Raw genomic sequence first — 16,582 nt, forward strand, 5'->3', positions numbered from 1 at the left:
ATTAAAATTTGATAACGCCTTTAACCAATTTTTTGTTTTCTACCACGTTCTTCTGGTACTGGTTGCCGAACGTATAGAAATCGAATTCCTGGTTTTTCATCATTGTTTCGCTAATAGCGCCCTGAGCCATTAGCTCAATGACACATTCGAAGTCTTCCCGCGTCGCGTTACGGCTGCTCAATAGCGTGGTCTCTTTTTTATGGAAGGTCGGATCGTCAATGACGAGCTCGCCGATATACAGCCCGATGAAGACGATTTTTCCGCCGTGACGAATCAGATCGACAGCGCGGCTCATGGAGGATTTATTGCCGGTGGCATCAAGCACAGTGCCGGCTAATTCACCGGAGAAACAGGCTTTCAGCGCATCAATATAGTCGTCTGACGACGGATCGAGCGTTGCAACGCCTACCTTTTCGGCGACCAGACGACGGCGTTCGGCGTCAATATCAGCTACCGCGACGCGAGCGCCTTTGGCTTTTGCTATCGCGGCGGCGGCCAGCCCAATCGGCCCGGCGCCGACCACCACAATGTTTTGCTGCGGCTTCACGTCAGCGCGGCGTACTGCATGGGCGCTGATGGCGAAACACTCAACCAGCGCGCCCGCGCTGTCAGTGAGGTTATCCGACAGTTCAACCAGATTTTGTTCACGAACGGCCAGATATTCGCTAAAGCCGCCGTCCTGGTGAACACCATACAGCGAGACGTTCTCACAGCAGTTGGTTTTTCCTTCCCGGCAGGCTGCGCAAGCGCCGCAAGGAATACAGGGAATAACGCTATAGCGTTGGCCGACCTTCGCCGTGCTGCACGATTTACCTAACATTTCAGCCACGCCGCAAATTTCATGACCCAGCACGCGCGGATAGGCAAAAAAGGGCTGGCGACCGGCAAACGCATGGATATCGGTGCCGCAAATACCAACCGCTTTAATTTTTAACAGTACTTCATCGTCTTTTAAATGAGGAATATCCCTTTCAATGTATTCGATATTTCCCGGATTATTACAGATAAGCGTTTTCATACTTAACCCTTTGAAGATAAACGGTGAATGGTGGCCGTGACGCCATGTAATTCAATATGGTTAAAGGCCTGCTGAATGTTGTTTAAAAAGTCTGCGTTGTCGCTGGCCAGCGTTCCAAAGATGCTATTTATCTGCAGCAAAGACAGCGCTTGTTCCCATCGCGTGTTTTTATTTTTAATAGCCGCATTGAAGGTATCATTGAGCGGGTCGGCCACGCTCTGCCCCTGAGAGAGCGTATTAATGACGTAATGGAGCCAGCCCGCAATCAGCGTCGCTAACGCCCTGCCCTTAACACCGCGCGCCTGGAGCGTCAGATAAGGATCGACGGCCCGCTGAGGCAGCTTCTGAGAACCGTCCATCGCAATCTGTCCGGTCTTATGTTTAATATTCGGGTTGCTGAATCGATCAATGAGCAACTGCGCATATTGATGTACATCTACCGCCAAATTCGGGCGCAGCGATTTTGCCTGCTCTTCCGTCATTAAATGATGTACGGCGGTTTTAAAAGCGTCGTCTTCCATGCACTGATAGATAAACTCATATCCGGCCAGGCTGCCGTTATAGGCGAGAAACGAATGGCTGCCATTCAGCATACGAAGTTTCATTTCTTCATAGGGAAGCACGTCCGAGACGAACATCGCCCCTGCTTTATCCCAGTCAGGACGACCGGCAACGAAATTATCTTCGATAACCCACTGACGGAAATCCTCGCATACGATGCCGCAGGGATCGGCAAAACCGATCTGGTCTTTAATCATGTCAAATTGCTCTGGCGTCATTGCCGGCACGATGCGATCGACCATGGTGCCAGGAAAGGTGACATGCTTCGCTATCCAGGCCGCCAGTTGCGGATCGAGATTATCGGCAAACGTAACGATCGCCGTTTTGGTCAAATGACCGTTTTCCGGAATGTTATCGCACGACAGTACACTAAACGGGGGAAGCCCTTGCTGGCGGCGTATCCGTAGCGCTTCGACGATCAGTCCGAGTGCTGACCGGGGATGTTCAGGATCGGCAAGATCGTGTTTGATGAGCGGATGGCTGAGATCGAGCGTTCTGGACCGTGGATCGGTGCAGTAACCTTTTTCCGTTATCGTCAACGAAACAATTTTTACCTGCGGCTCAGTCAGCTTCTCGATCGCCGCCTGAATACCTGACTTCGGCGTATGCAACGCGCCGGTGATGGTACGAACCAGGCGACTATTGATGGCGCTGGCTGACGTTTCCACCACTGAAAACAGCCCCTGTTGCGCATTTAGCGCATCCACCAGCTCCGCATCGCCGAACAGATTCAGTTCAAAAATCCCCCAGCGGTTGCCGGTTATCTCATTCGTGAGATCGTTATAAACAGCCTGATGACCACGGTGAAAGGCGCCAAATCCAATATGTACGATGTTGGCTTCCATTCCCTGACGTGAATAAGTCGTTTTGAATTGGTGCCTTGCGGCGTCTAACTGGCGAGCTATGGTGTCCATGAATTTTTCCCACTCCTGTTTTGTTTACCAATTCTGCTTAAACACCATACCAAAATCCGTGAATATGATCACACTCATGGCACCAGATTCTTTACCATGGTATGCTGACTAATAGCCAATGAATAAAAATAATTTATTTATCAATTAGTTATAAAAAGCACTTCTCAGGATAAATTTTACGATTCACAAAAGCGTGATTTTGATTAGAAAAATCGGCCACAAATTGGCATACCACCCATACAACCCGTAATCATTAAACCACATGAAAAACAATATCTTATTGAATAACACGCCCGCTGCAAGTGTATATGTCACGCATGATTGGTTCAATAATCACCCGAAATACAGCAAACCAAACCTGATAATTTGTCTAGTGAATTAATGAACTCAATTTATTATCAGCATCAACATTAACCTAAGAACATCAGTTACGGTTTTGATCATCCGGGTCGCTGCTAAAGCGATGAGGAGTGAGCCGCCTTTAGACGTAATTGGCAAATTAATCCATTGATTTAAAACAGGAAAAAATTGATGAAGACGCGGATTAGGCACGTTGAAACAAAGCTTTCAAAGCCCCTCTGGCCGAGGTCTTAGTTGACGTGAAACATGGCATAATAGCCATTTCGAACTGGTAACCACGACGATTACGCTGGAAGACGGTTCAACTGGCACCGGATATACCTATACCGGCGGAAAGGGAGGGTATGCAATTAAAGCGATGATCGACCACGATCTTGCCCCGGTACTGTCAGGGAAAGAGGCGCTGCGATTGACGATATCTATGACTTTATGGAATAGCATATTCACTATGTGGGTTGCGGAGGCATCGCGTCGTTTGCGATGTCTGCGATGTCTGCGATGTCTGCGATGTCTGCGGTGGATATCGCCCTTTGGGATTTGAAAGGCAAACGTGAAAAACTGCCGCTGTGGAAAATGGCTGGTTGAAGGCGGCGCGTCTGTCGACGAATAGCGGTCGTTTGGTATGCTCGCTCGGTATGCAGGAATTACACGTCAGACTGGTTTCCGCATTCGAGACTGGCTGACTGGAGGTTCACAGTTTCCCAATCGATCAATATACCAAACATCCGCTGGTGGTCGACAATTATCGCGCCGTGGCACCGGACACCTACGGCATTGGCGTAGAGTTTGACTGGGATAAGCTGAGCGTTTACGAAGCCTGATTCCCTCTCTCCGGGCTTGTTTTTGGCGGCAGGCCCGGTTAATCGCTGACAAAAATGTCATCCGCCTGAAAATAGCCGTCAGGTGGCGAAGAAAAAATCATCAAAATCTTCCAGCGAATCATCCTGTTGGAAGATTTTTACCAGCTCATTTTTACTGTTTTCAAGATGGGTCCACGAAGCCTGTCTGGCCTGCTCAGCATCGCGTTTTTGCAATGCAAGGAAGATACTACGGTGATCTTCCACCCATTTCATTCTTAACTCTTTCTTATGTAAATACTTATAGTTTAACTGCTTCCAGCGCGGATTTTCGGTCCTGACAGCCCGCCACAGCTCGGCAGATTGTTTCATTAATACACGATTTTGCGTGGATTCCGCGATGATATTGTGGAACTGGCGATCCAGTTCTTCAAATTTGTCGCTGTCGCCGCCAATCTGCTTTTCCTGCTGCTCAATAATACGTTTAAGCTGCTTAAGTTCATTAAATCTGATTTGCGTAGCGGCAAAACCGGTGATGTTACTTTCGATGACCTGCCGGGCCTGTAGCAATTCAAAGGGGCCAATGTCTGAGTAAGGCAAGAGCGCTTTTTGATTGATTTTTTCCAGACTATCAATAAAGTAAGTGCCTGCGCCTTGCTTAACCTCTACCACTCCCTTCAGCTCAAGCATAATAATCGCCTCACGAATCGTCGTGCGGCTGGTTTGAAAACGCTCGCTGAGTTCTCTCTCCGCCGGAAGTCGCTCGCCAGCTTTAAATACCCCTGAATAGAGTAGTTCTTCTATTTGCAGCCCTATATCAAAATAGCGCCGCTTGGTTAAAATTTGTTCCATGCACATACCTATGTAGACAGCAATTGCTCCACTTGAGGGTAGTGTAAACAAATCCTAATGTTTATGGTAAACAATTTCCCTGCCAGAGAGTGGTCGTTTCTTTCCCGCAACCTACGGCTATGCGCGTCACACAGTCCTTCCCCACCAGACTCGGCAGGAAAGGTGCTGATTCCCATAACGCATATTTGACGTTTGATGCCGGGTTTATTTGCGGCAGGGCGGCGGCGCATACCCGTTGTTGTCCGCCGGGAAAGCCTGCGAGGAACAAGGCGGTAGCGTATTTGTTGCTTTACCCTGCAATGCAAAAGCGGCAAAGCCGATGACGCCGATGTTGCGTACATCGCCCTGCGCGGAGTGGGCCGCATAAGCGTCAGCTACGTCGGCGAACTGGAATGCCGCCTCAGTGTGTTTATCTTTGCGAAACCCTTTAATCGCCAGTGAATCGCCGGCGTTAACAATATAGCCATGATGATTCAGCGAGCCTGCTTTTCCGTTCAACACGTCCAGGCCATCAACCGTTGCGACGATTTCGTAATTGGTATCATGACTGTAATTACGAATATATAACTGATAGTTCATCCCTGATCTTGCAGGAATACTATATTGCCATTGTCCCATTGATGCGTTGTAGCGACGAGTAATTGGAATCGAATTAAAATTAGCGTCGCGCACAGCATATTCAAGATCGCTGATACGTATACTATAAACTTTATCGTAACCTGACGGATATTGAGTGGAGTAATTTATTATCACCATTTCGGCAGGTTCTCGATCGGCACGTTCTACCGAAACGCTTTGTACCGATGAATGCACGTCGCCGCCCCAAGCGGTGCCGACGTCGGATGAAGAGCCATTATTAGATTGCATTCCGCTGGAACAACCGCCTAACAGCAAAAACAAGCCAACAATGACGGCATTAAATTTAAATTTGCTCATACTCACACCCCTTTTTAATTATTAGGGGGATTGTAGGCCCATAAGATTACATAGAGAAGCGACGCGCTGATAATTAAGAATTTATAAAATATAAAAGGGTCGATTTAAATAATTAAATCGACCCACAAGTGGAATACTCTTAATTACTCATCTTCAAGATAAGTATAACCGTACAGTCCCGCTTCAAATTCCTCAAGGAACTGCTGCTGCAACGCATCGTCCAGATCCGTCTGTTTTACCTGGTCGCGGAAATGCGTTAACAGCGTTTTCGGATCCAGTTGCACATATTGCAGCATATCCGCAACGGTATCGCCTTCGTCCGACAGTTCAACCTCGACGCTACCATCCGGGAAGACAAACACGTCAACCGCTTCAGTATCGCCAAACAGGTTGTGCATGTTACCGAGGATCTCCTGATAGGCGCCGACCATAAAGAAGCCGAGCATCGGTGGATTCTCTGGATCGTATTCCGGCATCGGCATCGTCGTGGCGATACCGTCGCCATCGATATAGTGGTCGATAGCGCCATCGGAATCACAGGTAATATCCAGCAGCACGGCACGACGTTCCGGTACCTGATCTAACCCTTCCAGCGGCAGCACCGGGAAGAGCTGATCGATTCCCCACGCGTCCGGCATTGACTGGAACAGCGAGAAGTTGACGTACATTTTGTCCGCCATTCGCTCTTGCAGTTCGTCGATAATCGGACGATGCGCACGGTTTTGCGGGTCCAGTTGCTTCTGCACTTCATGGCACATGCTGAGATAAAGTTGCTCCGCCCAGGCGCGCTCCTGCAAACTAAACGCGCCGGAAGAGTAGCCGATATGAATATCGTGCAGATCCATTTGGCTATCATGCAGCCATTCACGCAGCGAGCGGCGAGTGCCAGGCTTATGCATCTCCTGCCAGGTTTCCCACAGATTTTGCAGCGCACGCGGCGCATCTTCAGCAGGGGCAGTCGGATCCGTGTATTCGTTACGCTCCACGCCGATAATGTTAGAGACCAGTACCGTATGGTGCGCAGTGACGGCGCGGCCAGACTCGGTAATCACCGTCGGATGCGGTAAACCATGCTCTTCGCAGGCATCGCCAATCGCCCAGATGATGTTATTGGCATATTCGTTCAGGCCATAGTTCACCGAACAGTCGGACTGCGAGCGGGTACCTTCATAATCCACGCCCAGACCGCCGCCCACGTCGAAGCACTGGATATTCACGCCCAGCTTATGCAGCTCAACATAGAAACGCGCGGACTCGCGCACGCCGGTCGCGATATCGCGAATGTTCGCCATCTGCGATCCCAGGTGGAAGTGCAACAGTTGCAGACTGTCCAGACGCCCGGCGTCACGCAGGGTCTCCACCAGTTGCAGCACCTGCGTCGCCGCCAGGCCGAATTTTGATTTTTCGCCGCCGGAGGATTGCCACTTACCGGACCCCTGAGAGGCCAGACGCGCACGTACGCCCAGACGAGGAACCACGTTCAGGCGCTCGGCTTCTTCCAGCACAATCGCGATTTCAGACATCTTTTCGATGACCAGATAAACCTTATGGCCCATCTTCTCGCCAATCAACGCCAGCCGAATGTATTCACGGTCTTTATAACCATTACAGACGATTACGCTACGGGTCATGCCGGCATGCGCCAGCACCGCCATCAATTCCGCTTTTGACCCCGCTTCCAGCCCCAACGGTTCACCGGAATGGATAAGGGACTCGATCACGCGGCGATGCTGATTGACCTTAATCGGATAAACGAGGAAGTAGTCGCCGTTATAACCGTAAGATTCACGCGCACGCTTAAACGCCGCGTTAATTGAACGCAAACGGTGTTGCAGGATCTGCGGGAAGCAAAACAGCGCCGGCAGACGCTGACCTTGCGCTTCGCGCGCTTTCACCAGTTTGGCAAGATCGACACGCGCTTCCGGTACGTCGGGATCGGGGCATACGCTAATATGGCCCAGCTCGTTGACGTCGTAGTAGTTATTGCCCCACCAGGCAATATTGTAAGTGCGCAGCATCTTGCTGGCTTCCTGGGAGCTCATTGCAACCTCCTGCATGGAGCGTAGTACACCCTGTTCGCCTGCTGACGAAGGCGAACCCATAGACATGTCGTCAGACATAGCGAACCTCAATTTTTATTAGCAAGTGTAAAACAGTTGACTACTATCGCAATCCGAAGACGCGATAACAACCCATAGACAAGCGGATTTTCCAGCAGATAGCGCTGATGCTCCGCCTGCGCGACCGGTTTCTTTTTCATATCATTGTAAACACGTAACCGAACTCACAGATAACGGTTCGGCGAAACCACGAGAAAACTCTTGCGTTAACAAGAGCGCCCTTGTTCAGTCTTCAGCGCCATTGCCGGCTCTGGAATCCTGAGAAGCGCCGAGATGGGTATAACATCGGCAGGTATGCAAAGCAGAGATGCAGATTGCGGGGGACATGCGCGCACCAGAACGATGCGACAGATTCAGCAGAATACAACGGTTCATTATCTCGTATCACCTCCACGGCCGCCTCGTAAGACGAACCCACAAGCCAAAGCAACGTTTTAACCCGGCTGGAAGTGGCGACACGAAGAAAACGTCGTGTGCTTTTGTATGAGCCGCGCGTCGCGTTTTATACCCAGAACGCAGAAAAAAAGCAAAGCATAAATGCGCATAATGTCAGCATTATCAGAAACGTTTACCGCCTGATTTTGACCGACATTGCGACGGCCTTCAAAAAAAGCTGGAAATTGGGCGAAGAAGTGACCTAAAATAGCCGTCCAGATGTTAATCCATCCATACTGATTAACACTCAGACTGCCAGTGTCAGCAACCTTCAGACTCATGGTAGAATCTTCTGTCATGACTATTCCGCACAACAGTTTGAGCTAACTAAATTCTCCTTAGGTGAAATTAAATATGGCAAAACACCTTTTTACGTCTGAGTCCGTATCAGAAGGGCATCCTGACAAAATCGCAGACCAAATCTCTGATGCCGTGTTGGACGCTATCCTGCAACAGGATCCGAAAGCACGCGTCGCCTGTGAAACCTACGTTAAAACCGGCATGGTTTTAGTTGGCGGTGAGATCACCACCAGCGCCTGGGTCGATATCGAAGAGATTACCCGTAATACGGTGCGCGAAATTGGCTATGTGCATTCCGACATGGGCTTTGACGCCAACTCTTGCGCGGTACTGAGCGCAATTGGCAAACAGTCTCCGGATATCAACCAGGGCGTTGACCGCGCAGACCCGCTGGAACAAGGCGCGGGCGACCAGGGCCTGATGTTTGGCTACGCGACAAATGAAACCGACGTACTGATGCCTGCGCCAATCACCTACGCGCACCGTCTGGTACAGCGTCAGGCTGAAGTGCGTAAAAATGGCACCCTGCCATGGTTGCGTCCGGATGCAAAAAGCCAGGTCACTTTCCAGTATGACGACGGCAAAATCGTCGGTATCGACGCCGTGGTTCTCTCTACGCAGCACGCAGAAGATATCGACCAAAAATCGCTGCAAGAAGCGGTGATGGAAGAGATCATCAAACCCATTCTGCCGTCTGAATGGTTAAATACGTCCACTAAGTTTTTTATCAACCCAACCGGGCGTTTTGTTATCGGCGGCCCGATGGGCGATTGCGGTCTGACCGGTCGTAAGATCATCGTTGATACCTACGGCGGTATGGCGCGTCACGGCGGCGGCGCCTTCTCCGGTAAAGATCCGTCTAAAGTTGACCGTTCTGCAGCTTACGCTGCGCGTTATGTCGCGAAAAACATCGTGGCGGCAGGTCTGGCGGATCGCTGTGAAATCCAGGTCTCCTACGCTATCGGCGTAGCGGAGCCGACGTCCATCATGGTGGAAACGTTCGGTACTGAAAAAGTGCCTGCTGAACAGTTGATTCTGCTGGTGCGCGAATTCTTCGACCTGCGCCCGTACGGCTTGATTCAGATGCTGGATCTGCTGCACCCGATCTACAAAGAAACTGCGGCTTACGGCCACTTCGGTCGCGAAAACTTCCCATGGGAAAAAACCGACAAAGCGCAACTGCTGCGCGATGCTGCCGGTCTGAAATAATCGCCCGCGCCTGACGCTGTTTTTCAGTCAGGGAAACCATACCGTACTTATCAAGGCCAGCGCTCTGCTGGCCTTTATCATTGCTGATACACGCAACGTTATCAGATATTCCAGCGTGAATTTATACTGACCTTTTTGTGATGCGCAGCACAATCCACTCTCCCCTTTCGTTTCTTCGACTACACTTTTTATCATTCAGTTTCAGTCATCATGAAAGCGGTTACATTCATTTTCATTAAGAACTGACTACATCACTATCGGTATGCTAATTCTGCGATGAAAATATTACATAATTTTTCAACTTTGTCTAAATACCAGGCGATTGATATGGTTATAAGATTATTAAAACTATTATTTTTCAGATAATTAAATAATCACCGAGATAAATAGCAGTGTAAACGATTACACCATTGTGATTAGCCTCACATCTTTTTACGGCGTACTCACCTACTCTTAACATCGATAAAATTGCTAACCCAACCGGAGGGCATAATGCCTGACAATAAAAAACAAGGGCGTTCCAACAAGGCCATGACATTTTTTGTCTGCTTTCTTGCAGCCCTGGCAGGATTACTTTTTGGCCTGGATATCGGCGTTATCGCCGGTGCTTTACCCTTCATTACCGACGAGTTTCAGATTACCGCACACACTCAGGAATGGGTGGTCAGCTCCATGATGTTTGGCGCGGCCGTCGGCGCTGTCGGCAGCGGCTGGCTCTCCTTTAAGCTGGGTCGTAAAAAAAGCCTGATGATCGGCGCTATCCTGTTCGTCGCCGGTTCGCTGTTCTCCGCTGCGGCGCCTAACGTTGAAGTCCTGATTATTTCTCGCGTGCTGCTGGGTCTGGCCGTCGGCGTCGCTTCCTACACTGCACCGTTGTACCTGTCCGAGATCGCGCCGGAAAAAATTCGCGGCAGTATGATCTCAATGTACCAACTCATGATCACCATCGGGATTCTGGGCGCTTATCTGTCCGATACCGCGTTCAGCTACAGCGGCGCATGGCGCTGGATGCTCGGCGTGATCATCATCCCGGCTATTCTGCTGCTGATCGGCGTCTTCTTCCTGCCGGACAGCCCGCGCTGGTTTGCGGCGAAACGCCGTTTCCATGATGCTGAACGCGTCCTGTTGCGCCTGCGTGACACCAGTGCGGAAGCAAAACGTGAGCTCGATGAAATTCGCGAAAGTTTGCAGGTTAAACAGAGCGGTTGGGCGCTGTTCAAAGAGAACAGCAACTTCCGCCGCGCCGTGTTTCTTGGCATTTTGTTGCAGGTCATGCAGCAATTTACCGGGATGAACGTCATCATGTATTACGCGCCGAAAATCTTCGAACTGGCGGGGTACACGAATACCACGGAGCAGATGTGGGGCACCGTTATTGTTGGTCTGACTAACGTGCTGGCAACCTTCATCGCTATCGGCCTGGTTGACCGCTGGGGCCGCAAGCCGACCCTGACGCTGGGCTTCCTGGTCATGGCGATTGGTATGGGGATTCTGGGTACGATGATGCACATCGGCATCCATTCGCCGTCTGCGCAATACTTCGCTATCGCTATGCTGCTGATGTTCATCATTGGATTTGCGATGAGCGCTGGTCCGCTGATTTGGGTACTGTGCTCCGAAATCCAGCCGCTGAAAGGCCGCGATTTCGGCATCACCTGCTCCACCGCGACCAACTGGATCGCCAATATGATCGTCGGCGCAACGTTCCTGACCATGCTGAACAATCTGGGTAACGCCAACACCTTCTGGGTCTATGCGGGCCTGAACGTACTGTTTATCCTGCTGACCCTGTGGCTGGTGCCGGAAACCAAACACGTTTCGCTGGAACACATTGAACGTAACCTGATGAAAGGTCGTAAACTGCGCGAAATCGGCGCCCACGACTAATCCCTCCACGCTTCCTCCTGCCACAGGAGGAAGCGTTTTTCTTGCAGTCCCTCTTCCGTCGCACTATTCTCTGCCGCTATGAAAACCCCTCGTCTCCCTATCGCTATCCAGCAGGCCGTGATGCGTCGTCTGCGGGAAAATCTCGCCCAGGCGAACCTCAAGCTCGATAGACATTATCCGGAGCCGAAACTGGTGTATACGCAACGCGGCACCTCGGCGGGCACCGCCTGGCTGGAGAGCTACGAAATCCGCCTCAACCCGGTGTTACTGCTGGAAAACATCGACACCTTTATAGCAGAGGTCGTGCCGCATGAACTGGCGCATCTGTTGGTGTGGAAGCACTTCGGACGCAAGGCTCCGCATGGCAAGGAATGGAAGTGGATGATGGAAAGCGTGCTGGGCGTTCCGGCCAGACGTACTCATCAATTTGCGCTGCAATCCGTACGGCGCAACACCTTTCCCTACCATTGCCAATGCCAGCAACATCAACTCACCGTCCGCCGTCATAACCGCGTAGTACGCGGCGAAGCGGTTTATCGTTGCGTTCACTGCGGTGAACCACTGGTCGCCGGGTAGTTCCCGAAACGTCCGGGAACTTTCCTGAGCGGACTGATTGCATACAGACACAACTTTCGTTACGTTGCGGGCTCGTTTTGCTATGGAGTGTGCAATGTACCGTAATTTTTCTTTTGCCGCTGCGTTGCTGGCCGCAGCGTTTTCAGGCCAGGCCCTGGCCGATGGCATTAACAATTTTTCTCAGGCCAAAGCGGCGAGCGTCAAAGTCAATGCTGACGCGCCCGGCAGCTTTTACTGCGGGTGCCAAATCCGCTGGCAGGGTAAAAAAGGCGTCGTAGACCTGGAGTCCTGTGGCTATAAGGTGCGTAAAAACGAGAATCGCGCCAGACGCATTGAGTGGGAGCACGTTGTCCCCGCCTGGCAATTCGGTCATCAGCGCCAGTGCTGGCAGGACGGCGGGCGAAAAAACTGCGCTAAAGACCCGGTCTACCGCAAAATGGAAAGCGATATGCATAACCTGCAACCCGCGATTGGCGAAGTGAATGGCGATCGCGGCAACTTTATGTATAGCCAGTGGAACGGCGGCGAAGGTCAGTACGGGCAATGCGCCATGAAAGTGGATTTTAAAGCGAAAATCGCCGAGCCGCCCGCCCGCGCCCGTGGCGCAATCGCCCGCATTTATTTTTATATGCGCGACCAATACCAACTGAAACTTTCCCGCCAACAAACGCAGCTTTTTAACGTCTGGGATAAGCAGTACCCCGTTACCGCCTGGGAGTGCGAGCGCGATGCGCGTATCGCGAAGGTCCAGGGTAATCATAATCCCTATGTGCAACGCGCTTGCCAGGCGCGAAAGAGCTAACCTACACTAGCGGGATTCTTGTTAACCCATGCCCTGGATAGCCAAACGCCGGGGCCATGACGCGGATTTTTTTATTATGCGTATTCCCCGCATTTATCACCCTGAATTGTTGACGTCCGGTACGCAGATTTCGTTATGCGAAGATGCGGCCAACCATATTGGTCGTGTACTTCGCATGGGACCGGGACAAGCGCTACAGCTGTTTGACGGCAGCAATCAGGTATTCGATGCTGAAATCATTAGCGCCAGTAAGAAAAGCGTTGAAGTGCAAGTGATGAAAGGCGAAATCGACGATCGTGAATCGCCGCTGCATATCCATCTGGGCCAGGTGATGTCGCGCGGTGAAAAAATGGAATTTACTATCCAGAAATCGATCGAACTGGGTGTAAGCCTCATTACGCCACTGTTCTCTGAGCGCTGCGGCGTTAAACTGGATAGTGAACGTCTGAACAAAAAGCGCCAGCAGTGGCAGAAGATCGCCATCGCCGCCTGCGAACAATGCGGGCGTAACCGGGTGCCGGAAATTCGCCCGCCGATGGCGCTGGAAGCCTGGTGCGCCGAGCAAGATTCCGGGCTGAAGCTCAATCTTCATCCGCGCGCCCATGCCAGCATCAACACTCTGCCGCTGCCGGTTGAACGCGTCCGACTGCTGATCGGCCCGGAAGGCGGGCTGTCGGCGGACGAAATCGCGATGACCGCGCGCTATCAGTTTACTGATATTCTGTTAGGACCTCGCGTTCTGCGTACTGAGACAACCGCGCTCACCGCCATTACCGCGCTACAGGTGCGTTTTGGCGACTTAGGATGAAGCGTTAACGGAGAAAATAATGATCAAGCTCGGCATCGTGATGGACCCCATCGCACACATCAACATCAAGAAAGACACCAGTTTCGCTATGCTGCTGGAAGCCCAACGTCGTGGTTATGAACTTCATTATATGGAGATGGCCGACCTTTATCTGATTAACGGCGAAGCCCGCGCCCGCACGCGAACGTTGAGCGTGGAGCAAAATTACGATAAATGGTACGAGTTCGGCAGCGAGCAGGAGATTAAACTCGCCGATCTGGACGTCATTTTGATGCGCAAAGATCCGCCGTTTGATACCGAGTTTATTTATGCGACCTATATTCTGGAACGCGCTGAAGAAGAAGGGACGCTGATCGTCAACAAACCGCAAAGCCTGCGCGACTGTAATGAAAAACTGTATACTGCCTGGTTTGCCGACCTGACCCCGGAAACGCTGGTAACGCGCAATAAAGCGCAGCTCAAAGCATTTTGGGAAAAGCACGGCGATATCATTATGAAACCGCTGGACGGTATGGGCGGCGCGTCCATTTTCCGCGTTAAGGAAGGCGATCCTAACATAGGCGTTATTGCCGAAACGCTGACCGAGCTGGGCAACCGCTACTGCATGGCGCAGAACTATCTGCCCGCTATCAAAGATGGCGATAAGCGCGTCCTGGTCGTCGACGGCGAGCCAGTGCCTTACTGCCTGGCGCGTATTCCGCAGGGCGGCGAAACCCGCGGCAACCTGGCGGCTGGTGGTCGCGGCGAACCCCGTCCGTTGAGCGAAAGCGACTGGGAAATCGCCCGCCGCGTTGGGCCGACGCTTAAAGCCAAAGGGCTTATTTTCGTCGGTCTGGATATTATCGGCGACCGCTTAACGGAAATTAACGTGACCAGCCCAACCTGCGTGCGTGAAATTGAAGCGGAATACCCGATCTCTATCACCGGGATGTTGATGGACGCCATCGAAGCGCGTCTGGCGAAGTAAAGGTTTATTGCCCGGTGGCGTGCGCTTACCGGGCCTGAGCAATTACGCCGCCCCGGTCGGATAAGGCGGCGCATCAGCATCGCCATCCGGCAATCTATTGCCCGATAAGGCAGCCGTCCTTTGGCAAAAGACGGCTTATATGAGTGACAACCGTCCGCTTTCCCCACATACTGAACGCTGTCGTTTTTTTGAACCAGGAAACAGAACCTCTGACAATGAATTTACAGCATCACTTTCTTATTGCCATGCCTGCGCTCCAGGACCCGATTTTCCGCCGTTCCGTGGTGTATATTTGCGAGCACAACCAGGACGGCGCTATGGGGATTATTGTTAATAAGCCTTTGGAAAATCTGCAAATTGAAGGGATTCTGGAAAAACTAAAAATTACGCCGGAACCGCGCGATTCGGCAATTCGTCTTGATAAAGCCGTGATGCTCGGCGGCCCGCTGGCGGAAGATCGCGGATTTATTCTCCATACTCCGCCGTCACGTTTCGCCTCCAGCATTCGTATCTCAGACAATACCGTGATTACCACCTCCCGCGATGTGCTGGAAACGTTAGGTACCCAACAACAGCCTTCCGATGTGCTGGTCGCGCTGGGCTACGCCTCCTGGGATAAAGGCCAGCTTGAACAAGAGTTGCTTGATAACGCCTGGCTTACCGCGCCCGCCGATCTCAATATTTTGTTCAAAACGCCCATTGCCGAGCGCTGGCGCGAAGCGGCAAAACTTATTGGCATTGATATTCTGACCATGCCTGGCGTTGCGGGGCACGCCTGATGAGCGGCACCTTACTGGCCTTTGACTTCGGCACAAAAAGCATCGGCGTTGCAATAGGACAACGCATTACCGGCACCGCCCGTCCGCTTCCGGCAATCAAAGCACAGGACGGCACGCCCGACTGGACGCTCATTGAACGTTTGCTGAAAGAGTGGCAGCCGGACGAAATTATTGTCGGGCTACCGCTCAATATGGATGGCACTGAACAGCCGCTGACGGCGCGCGCACGTAAATTCGCCAACCGTATTCATGGGCGTTTCGGGGTAACTGTCACGCTGCACGATGAACGACTCAGCACCGTTGAAGCACGCTCCGGTCTGTTTGAACGAGGTGGGTATCGCGCGCTGAACAAAGGCAAAGTGGACTCGGCCTCCGCCGTGATTATCCTCGAAAGCTATTTTGAACAGGGGTATTAAAGCCGTTTTTGTCAGCAGGCGGGTAACGCGGTCACGGTTGCCAGGCTTACTGGGCAATAAGCTGGTTTAGTGCCTTCAGCGCCTGTAAACGCGCAGCCGCCTCCGCCTCATCAATCCGCCACATTCCCGCAAAGGCCAGCGCTGCGGCGTGCTTGCCTAGCGGTTGCGCCATAGAAACTTCACCATCAGCGTGATGCCACAGTACGTATCCCCGCTGGCGCTGCTGCGCCACATGCGGCGCCAGATTACGCCATTGCTCCGGAGTAAAACGCTGCATTAGCGCCTCATCGCTTTCTGCCGCCAGTAACGCCACCCCAGGTACCGACTGCCAGGCAGGGTACATGCGAAACCCCGCCAGCGCCTGACTTCCCTGCGAACCCGGCGTAGAGTGATAAATATAGATAATCTGGTCTTCCCATAGCACGCCTAATGCCACCACGATGTCTTTGGGCGCATGGCGCTCAAGGATAGGCAACGCATGGGAGAACAGCGCTGAACCGCGAATCGCCTGCGCCGCCAAAGCATGAATGCCTGGCCCGGGTAAATAGCGTCGGTGCTCATCCTGCATCGTGAGTCCAATAGAGGCCATCGTCATTAACAGGCGATTAACGCGCGTGGTATTAATATCCATCAGCCGGGCAAGCTCGCGACATCCGATAGCACGGTCGCTGGAGACCAGATATTGCAGACAGCGAATGCCATCTATCAGGCTTTGATTCGGTTGTGATGACATCGTTAAATGGCTTCGCTGTGGTTTTAACAAAGCTGCGATTTTAACGCCGGTTCGCCAGGATACAAGCCTGCATGCCGTTCAATCCACCGCGCCAGTCAACACTTTACAACCC

17 protein-coding genes and 19 other annotated features are annotated in these 16,582 nt (G+C 51.9%); of the genes, 9 read left to right on the forward strand and 8 right to left on the reverse strand.

The genetic code is table 11. From position 1 onward, the window contains the following. Position 1: 1 nt before the first annotated feature. From STM3082 to yqgB, 6 genes are all read right to left on the reverse strand, one after another. Positions 2–1,029, reverse strand: a protein-coding gene (locus tag STM3082; protein NP_461998.1) for a putative zinc-binding dehydrogenase. Within the gene, positions 2–1,018 belong to an annotated coding region; the region does not span the whole gene. After that, the gene (locus STM3083) for a putative mannitol dehydrogenase (protein ID NP_461999.1) occupies positions 1,021–2,501 on the reverse strand. Within the gene, positions 1,021–2,493 belong to an annotated coding region; the region does not span the whole gene. Before STM3083 ends, STM3082 begins: the two co-directional genes overlap by 9 nt. After that, positions 1,024–1,029 (reverse strand) — a ribosome-binding site (putative RBS for STM3082; RegulonDB:STMS1H003123). Its footprint overlaps the gene before it by 6 nt. Then, positions 2,496–2,501 (reverse strand) — a ribosome-binding site (putative RBS for STM3083; RegulonDB:STMS1H003124). Its footprint lies within the gene STM3083. Before the next feature lie 1,251 nt (positions 2,502–3,752). Then, the gene (locus STM3084; RefSeq protein NP_462000.3) for a putative gntR family regulatory protein occupies positions 3,753–4,559 on the reverse strand. Within the gene, positions 3,753–4,553 belong to an annotated coding region; the region does not span the whole gene. Continuing rightward, positions 4,554–4,559, reverse strand: a ribosome-binding site (putative RBS for STM3084; RegulonDB:STMS1H003125). (Overlaps the previous gene by 6 nt.) Before the next feature lie 147 nt (positions 4,560–4,706). Then, positions 4,707–5,444, reverse strand: a protein-coding gene (locus tag STM3085) for a putative outer membrane lipoprotein (RefSeq protein ID NP_462001.1). Within the gene, positions 4,707–5,438 belong to an annotated coding region; the region does not span the whole gene. Next, positions 5,439–5,444 (reverse strand) — a ribosome-binding site (putative RBS for STM3085; RegulonDB:STMS1H003126). It overlaps the preceding gene by 6 nt. A gap of 137 nt (positions 5,445–5,581) precedes the next feature. Beyond that, positions 5,582–7,654, reverse strand: a protein-coding gene (gene speA / locus STM3086; protein NP_462002.1) for an arginine decarboxylase. Within the gene, positions 5,582–7,558 belong to an annotated coding region; the region does not span the whole gene. Then, positions 7,563–7,568, reverse strand: a ribosome-binding site (putative RBS for speA; RegulonDB:STMS1H003127). Its footprint overlaps the gene before it by 6 nt. Further along, positions 7,567–7,698, reverse strand: a complete 132-nt coding sequence (gene yqgB, locus STM3087; protein ID NP_462003.1) for a putative inner membrane protein — start codon at positions 7,696–7,698, stop codon at positions 7,567–7,569. The genes speA and yqgB overlap by 88 nt, the downstream gene beginning before the upstream one ends. Then, positions 7,627–7,635, reverse strand: a -10 signal (putative -10_signal for speA; RegulonDB:STMLTH004574). It overlaps the preceding gene by 9 nt. Further along, positions 7,646–7,654: a -35 signal (putative -35_signal for speA; RegulonDB:STMLTH004574), on the reverse strand. It lies within the gene yqgB. 120 nt (positions 7,699–7,818) lie before the next feature. Then, positions 7,819–7,824 (forward strand) — a ribosome-binding site (putative RBS for yqgC; RegulonDB:STMS1H003128). Between yqgB and yqgC the strand changes: the two genes are divergently transcribed. Further along, positions 7,819–7,996, forward strand: a protein-coding gene (yqgC, locus tag STM3088; protein NP_452414.1) for a putative cytoplasmic protein. Within the gene, positions 7,832–7,996 belong to an annotated coding region; the region does not span the whole gene. Its footprint overlaps the feature before it by 6 nt. Here yqgC and yqgD read toward each other — a convergent pair. Beyond that, positions 7,993–8,303 (reverse strand): putative inner membrane protein gene (yqgD, locus tag STM3089; protein ID NP_462005.1). Within the gene, positions 7,993–8,292 belong to an annotated coding region; the region does not span the whole gene. The genes yqgC and yqgD overlap by 4 nt on opposite strands. Beyond that, positions 8,298–8,303: a ribosome-binding site (putative RBS for yqgD; RegulonDB:STMS1H003129), on the reverse strand. Its footprint overlaps the gene before it by 6 nt. 29 nt (positions 8,304–8,332) lie before the next feature. Further along, positions 8,333–8,338, forward strand: a ribosome-binding site (putative RBS for metK; RegulonDB:STMS1H003130). Between yqgD and metK the strand changes: the two genes are divergently transcribed. The 8 genes from metK (at position 8,333) to yqgF (ending at position 15,737) form a co-directional block, all read left to right on the forward strand. Next, positions 8,333–9,502 (forward strand): methionine adenosyltransferase 1 gene (metK, locus tag STM3090; RefSeq protein ID NP_462006.1). Within the gene, positions 8,348–9,502 belong to an annotated coding region; the region does not span the whole gene. It overlaps the preceding feature by 6 nt. A 480-nt stretch (positions 9,503–9,982) precedes the next feature. Continuing rightward, positions 9,983–9,989: a ribosome-binding site (putative RBS for galP; RegulonDB:STMS1H003131), on the forward strand. Beyond that, positions 9,983–11,389 (forward strand): MFS family galactose:proton symporter gene (galP, locus tag STM3091; RefSeq protein NP_462007.1). Within the gene, positions 9,995–11,389 belong to an annotated coding region; the region does not span the whole gene. Its footprint overlaps the feature before it by 7 nt. Positions 11,390–11,467: 78 nt before the next feature. After that, complete coding sequence (sprT, locus tag STM3092; protein NP_462008.1) at positions 11,468–11,965, forward strand: putative cytoplasmic protein; 498 nt, start codon at positions 11,468–11,470, stop codon at positions 11,963–11,965. Between the two features lie 31 nt (positions 11,966–11,996). After that, positions 11,997–12,005: a -35 signal (putative -35_signal for endA; RegulonDB:STMLTH004575), on the forward strand. After that, positions 11,997–12,767, forward strand: a protein-coding gene (endA, locus tag STM3093) for a DNA-specific endonuclease I (RefSeq protein NP_462009.1). Within the gene, positions 12,060–12,767 belong to an annotated coding region; the region does not span the whole gene. Its footprint overlaps the feature before it by 9 nt. Beyond that, positions 12,024–12,032 (forward strand) — a -10 signal (putative -10_signal for endA; RegulonDB:STMLTH004575). (Overlaps the previous gene by 9 nt.) Then, positions 12,048–12,053 (forward strand) — a ribosome-binding site (putative RBS for endA; RegulonDB:STMS1H003132). Before the next feature lie 9 nt (positions 12,768–12,776). Then, positions 12,777–12,782 (forward strand) — a ribosome-binding site (putative RBS for yggJ; RegulonDB:STMS1H003133). Next, positions 12,777–13,575 (forward strand): putative cytoplasmic protein gene (yggJ, locus tag STM3094; protein NP_462010.3). Within the gene, positions 12,796–13,575 belong to an annotated coding region; the region does not span the whole gene. (Overlaps the previous feature by 6 nt.) A 7-nt stretch (positions 13,576–13,582) precedes the next feature. After that, positions 13,583–13,588, forward strand: a ribosome-binding site (putative RBS for gshB; RegulonDB:STMS1H003134). Further along, positions 13,583–14,542, forward strand: a protein-coding gene (gshB, locus tag STM3095) for a glutathione synthetase (protein NP_462011.1). Within the gene, positions 13,595–14,542 belong to an annotated coding region; the region does not span the whole gene. (Overlaps the previous feature by 6 nt.) A 201-nt stretch (positions 14,543–14,743) precedes the next feature. After that, positions 14,744–14,749: a ribosome-binding site (putative RBS for yqgE; RegulonDB:STMS1H003135), on the forward strand. After that, the gene (yqgE, locus tag STM3096; protein NP_462012.1) for a putative transcriptional regulator occupies positions 14,744–15,321 on the forward strand. Within the gene, positions 14,758–15,321 belong to an annotated coding region; the region does not span the whole gene. Its footprint overlaps the feature before it by 6 nt. After that, positions 15,307–15,312 (forward strand) — a ribosome-binding site (putative RBS for yqgF; RegulonDB:STMS1H003136). (Overlaps the previous gene by 6 nt.) Continuing rightward, the gene (gene yqgF / locus STM3097; RefSeq protein NP_462013.1) for a putative endonuclease involved in recombination occupies positions 15,307–15,737 on the forward strand. Within the gene, positions 15,321–15,737 belong to an annotated coding region; the region does not span the whole gene. Before yqgE ends, yqgF begins: the two co-directional genes overlap by 15 nt. A gap of 46 nt (positions 15,738–15,783) precedes the next feature. Here the strand turns inward: yqgF and STM3098 are convergent. Then, positions 15,784–16,473, reverse strand: a protein-coding gene (locus STM3098; RefSeq protein ID NP_462014.1) for a putative transcriptional regulator. Within the gene, positions 15,784–16,470 belong to an annotated coding region; the region does not span the whole gene. Then, positions 16,468–16,473 (reverse strand) — a ribosome-binding site (putative RBS for STM3098; RegulonDB:STMS1H003137). (Overlaps the previous gene by 6 nt.) Positions 16,474–16,582 lie beyond the last annotated feature (109 nt).

It is taken from the genome of Salmonella enterica subsp. enterica serovar Typhimurium str. LT2 (genome assembly GCF_000006945.2).
GTDB lineage: Bacteria > Pseudomonadota > Gammaproteobacteria > Enterobacterales > Enterobacteriaceae > Salmonella > Salmonella enterica.

Bases quoted from the DNA above. Each gene is read 5' to 3' on its own strand.
- STM3082 (NP_461998.1), bottom strand. From the start codon at position 1,018: ATGAAAACGCTTATCTGTAATAATCCGGGAAATATCGAATACATTGAA.
- STM3083 (NP_461999.1), bottom strand. From the start codon at position 2,493: ATGGACACCATAGCTCGCCAGTTAGACGCCGCAAGGCACCAATTCAAA.
- STM3085 (NP_462001.1), bottom strand. From the start codon at position 5,438: ATGAGCAAATTTAAATTTAATGCCGTCATTGTTGGCTTGTTTTTGCTG.
- speA (NP_462002.1), bottom strand. From the start codon at position 7,558: ATGTCTGACGACATGTCTATGGGTTCGCCTTCGTCAGCAGGCGAACAG.
- yqgB (NP_462003.1), bottom strand. From the start codon at position 7,698: ATGAAAAAGAAACCGGTCGCGCAGGCGGAGCATCAGCGCTATCTGCTG.
- yqgC (NP_452414.1), top strand. From the start codon at position 7,832: ATGGGTATAACATCGGCAGGTATGCAAAGCAGAGATGCAGATTGCGGG.
- yqgD (NP_462005.1), bottom strand. From the start codon at position 8,292: ATGACAGAAGATTCTACCATGAGTCTGAAGGTTGCTGACACTGGCAGT.
- metK (NP_462006.1), top strand. From the start codon at position 8,348: ATGGCAAAACACCTTTTTACGTCTGAGTCCGTATCAGAAGGGCATCCT.
- galP (NP_462007.1), top strand. From the start codon at position 9,995: ATGCCTGACAATAAAAAACAAGGGCGTTCCAACAAGGCCATGACATTT.
- sprT (NP_462008.1), top strand. From the start codon at position 11,468: ATGAAAACCCCTCGTCTCCCTATCGCTATCCAGCAGGCCGTGATGCGT.
- endA (NP_462009.1), top strand. From the start codon at position 12,060: ATGTACCGTAATTTTTCTTTTGCCGCTGCGTTGCTGGCCGCAGCGTTT.
- yggJ (NP_462010.3), top strand. From the start codon at position 12,796: ATGCCCTGGATAGCCAAACGCCGGGGCCATGACGCGGATTTTTTTATT.
- gshB (NP_462011.1), top strand. From the start codon at position 13,595: ATGATCAAGCTCGGCATCGTGATGGACCCCATCGCACACATCAACATC.
- yqgE (NP_462012.1), top strand. From the start codon at position 14,758: ATGAATTTACAGCATCACTTTCTTATTGCCATGCCTGCGCTCCAGGAC.
- yqgF (NP_462013.1), top strand. From the start codon at position 15,321: ATGAGCGGCACCTTACTGGCCTTTGACTTCGGCACAAAAAGCATCGGC.
- STM3098 (NP_462014.1), bottom strand. From the start codon at position 16,470: ATGTCATCACAACCGAATCAAAGCCTGATAGATGGCATTCGCTGTCTG.